The sequence below is a fragment of the Nocardia sp. SYP-A9097 genome (assembly GCF_009649815.1).
In the GTDB taxonomy this organism is placed as follows: domain Bacteria; phylum Actinomycetota; class Actinomycetes; order Mycobacteriales; family Mycobacteriaceae; genus Nocardia.
The window spans coordinates 1-702 of record NZ_WJIC01000098.1; the positions used below are offsets into that span (position 1 = coordinate 1).

Below are 702 nucleotides of genomic sequence, written 5' to 3' on the forward strand. Positions count from 1 at the left end.
GCTTCCGTTGTCGTTCGCTCAGCGTCGGTTGTGGTTCATTCACCAGTTGGAGGGTCTGTCCGCGACCTACAACATGCCGTTGGTGTTGCGGTTGCGTGGCGGGCTCGATGTCTCAGCGCTGGGGCTGGCGATGGCCGATGTGGTCGAGCGGCATGAGAGTTTGCGGACGGTGTTCCCGTCGGTGGAGGGAACTCCGCATCAGGTGATCGTTCCCGCCGATCAGGCCGATTTCGGTTGGGCTGTGGTCGATTCGGTGGGGTGGTCGGCGCAGCGGCTGGAGGATGCCGTGGCCGAGTTGGTGCGGTACGAGTTCGATCTGGCGGTCGAGGTTCCGTTGCGGGCGCGGTTGTTCGTGGTCGGGGTCGATGAGTATGTGCTCGTTCTGGCGATGCATCACATCGCTTGTGACGGTTGGTCATTCGCGCCGTTGGCTCGTGACCTGGGGGCGGCCTATTCGGCGCGGTGTGCCGGTGCTGTTCCCGGTTGGGATCCGTTGCCGGTGCAGTATGTGGATTACACGTTGTGGCAGCGTGAGTATCTCGGGGATATCGATGATCCGGGCAGCGAGCTGGCCGAGCAGGTGGGGTTCTGGGAGCGGGGTCTCGCGGGGTTGCCGGAGCGGCTCGAGTTGCCGACGGATCGGCCCTACCCACTGGTTGCGTCTTATCGAGGCGCCGCGGTGCCCGTCGAGTGGCCGGTGCG

The 702-nt window shown here is 64.7% G+C and carries 1 protein-coding gene; it reads left to right on the forward strand.

What is annotated here, in order from left to right; genetic code table 11:
• Positions 1–702 (forward strand): condensation domain-containing protein (locus GFY24_RS40905; protein WP_228567178.1); only part of this gene is annotated, 702 nt, incomplete at both ends.